Here is a 2,208-nt window from a genome sequence, read left to right on the forward strand (position 1 = left end):
GTGCGTTGCCAGCCCCTTAGGCGGGCGTTATGCTTAATCACCAACAATCAGTGGTTTATGATTGTTATTTGTTCCCTTGGCTTGTGAGTTTTGTGTTTTTCGGCAAGTCGGCTTCAGTGGGCGCGGTTTTCCGGACAATTATTCTTTGGCGCTGGAAATTCAGCGAATTGCCTCATTCAATTTTCGGGCAAGCACGATGTTATGACGGGTGGCTCAATCGGAAATTTAGTCTTAGGTTTTTTCGTTTTAGCTGCCAAAGTTCAAAGTCTGATTTTCAAAATTATGAGTCATTTCAGTTTTTGGCTTTTTGGCTTTTTGGATTTTGTTCGTGAGTTAAAGTCGAGTTAATCTTGGTTCTGGCAAAACGTAAGTCATTGAAGCTTAAGCATAACAAACGCTTCAAGAGGGACAGCCAACGCGTGGCATTTTTACCATGCGTTGGTTTTTGTGATTACGATGTTATGCGGCAAGTTGGTAATAGCGTTGGCTGCCCCTTAAGCGGGCGTTAGTCGCCAGAAAAAGCTAGCAATCAAAATCATGTTTCTGAGCTTAAAATTTAGCAGCTGTTTGCTTGGTACACCGATTAATCGTCGATCATCAGAACTTAGTTTTAGCGGTTTTAAGTCCAAAGTTTTGTAACTGTCCTAGCGGTTGTTTTGTTCTTTGGTGCTGACAGAGCAGGGCAATCGAGCGTCTGTTCTTGGTTGCAAATCTGCTCGGCGAGTTTGTCGGTACAAAAGCCGATTTACTCGCTGAAATGACGTTTTCTCTGGTGTTGTAAATTCCACGTGGTTTCAGTGACTTTGTTGAAAGTCCGCACTGTGAGATTGGCTTTCCAAAAGCGCCTTTTGGTGTTGTCAGTCCGTTTTCTACGGCGTTGTTTGTTCCAAGTGGTTTCATTGAGTAGTCGCTTTGAGACTACGCCTGACTTAAATGCATCAAAGCACATAAAGATTGTTGTTCGCAAAGTTTAGTTCGGCTTAAAATTGTCGCTCGGTGCCTCGCGACTAACAAACTGCTCAAGAGGGATTCGCAACGCGTGGCATTTTTACTATGCGTTGAATTTAGTGATTAAGGTGGTTTGCGGCGGCTTTTTTATTGCGTTGCTCACCCCTTAGCAGGGCGTTAGTTTAAAACAATAAAAATCAATTGGTTGCAGCCTGTTTTTTCTTCCCTCGGCAGTTCGTTCAGGTTTCTCGGCAAATCGGCATTGTTTGCCAACGCGAGTTTTGAGCTGTTGCCTCAATTGAGTTTTGGGGCTGCGCGAGGTTGGTAAGTTTGGTGCAAGGTCGCTTTGGAAATTTTGCTTTCGCTTTGAGTTCTCAGAAAATGAATTCTCAAACTTTACAGGTTTTAAAGTCAATGGACAGTCACAAAGTTTGAGTCAATGCGGGTTTTAAAGCTCAGGTAGTTTGTCGGTTTTCCAAATCAGGTTAATCTCGGGCTTAGCAAATCTAAGGTGCTGAAATTTAAGCTAACAAACTGCTTAAGCGGGATTCGCAATGCGTGGCATTTTCAGCATGCGGTGAGTTTTGTGATTAAGGCGGTGTGCGGTAGCTTTTGCAGTGCATTGCTCACCCCTTAGCAGGGCGTTATGCCTCTTTTGTAAACCTCTAGCAATTACTTAAATTAAGGTCTAAAATTAGGTCTGATTTTAATGCTTATATGGTGAAGTTATGAGACAGGTACTAGCGAATTGCTCTGCCAGTATTTCAGAGTTAAAGAAAAATCCAACTGCTCTTTTGAACGAGGCTGATGGTTCAGCTATTGCGATCCTTAACCACAACAAACCCGCAGCTTACCTTGTACCGGCTGAAACTTACGAGTATCTGATGGATATGCTTGATGATTATGAGCTTTCCCAAATAGTAGATAGTCGTCGTGGTGATTTGTCGCAAGCTGTGGAAATCAATATTGATGACTTATAAGTTAAAGTTTTTGCCTGTAGCCCAAAAGGAGTGGAGTAAGCTAGCGCCAACGATTCAGAGTCAATTTAAAAAGAAACTCAAAGAAAGGCTAGAAAACCCCCACGTCCCATCATCAAAATTACGAGGTTATGATTCTGTTTACAAAATCAAACTTCGTACATCTGGTTATCGTTTGGCTTATGAAGTCATCGATAATGAAGTTGTCGTTTATGTACTCGCTGTTGGTAAACGAGATAAAGACGCTGTTTATAAGAAGCTGGCTTCACGCTTCAGCTAGCGG

Annotated in this window: 3 protein-coding genes; 2 read left to right on the forward strand and 1 reads right to left on the reverse strand. The window is 42.5% G+C overall.

The annotated features are described in order from the left end of the window. Positions 1-597 precede the first annotated feature (597 nt). Positions 598-900, reverse strand: coding sequence for a hypothetical protein (locus AACQ21_RS06855; protein ID WP_105976786.1), 303 nt, complete (start codon positions 898-900; stop codon positions 598-600). 776 nt (positions 901-1,676) lie between these two features. Between AACQ21_RS06855 and AACQ21_RS06860 the strand changes: the two genes are divergently transcribed. Further along, the gene (locus tag AACQ21_RS06860; RefSeq protein WP_001250181.1) at positions 1,677-1,928 is read left to right on the forward strand and encodes a type II toxin-antitoxin system Phd/YefM family antitoxin; all 252 of its coding nucleotides are present in this window, start codon (positions 1,677-1,679) and stop codon (positions 1,926-1,928) included. Next, positions 1,918-2,205, forward strand: coding sequence for a type II toxin-antitoxin system RelE family toxin (locus tag AACQ21_RS06865; RefSeq protein WP_170935171.1), 288 nt, complete (start codon positions 1,918-1,920; stop codon positions 2,203-2,205). Before AACQ21_RS06860 ends, AACQ21_RS06865 begins: the two co-directional genes overlap by 11 nt. Positions 2,206-2,208 lie beyond the last annotated feature (3 nt).

The sequence above is a fragment of the Vibrio sp. V01_P9A10T6 genome (genome assembly GCF_963877065.1).
In the GTDB taxonomy this organism is placed as follows: Bacteria; Pseudomonadota; Gammaproteobacteria; order Enterobacterales; family Vibrionaceae; genus Vibrio; species Vibrio anguillarum.

Coding starts and splice junctions, on each gene's coding strand:
- AACQ21_RS06855 (WP_105976786.1), bottom strand. CDS start 900: ATGAAACCACTTGGAACAAACAACGCCGTAGAAAACGGACTGACAACA.
- AACQ21_RS06860 (WP_001250181.1), top strand. CDS start 1,677: ATGAGACAGGTACTAGCGAATTGCTCTGCCAGTATTTCAGAGTTAAAG.
- AACQ21_RS06865 (WP_170935171.1), top strand. CDS start 1,918: ATGACTTATAAGTTAAAGTTTTTGCCTGTAGCCCAAAAGGAGTGGAGT.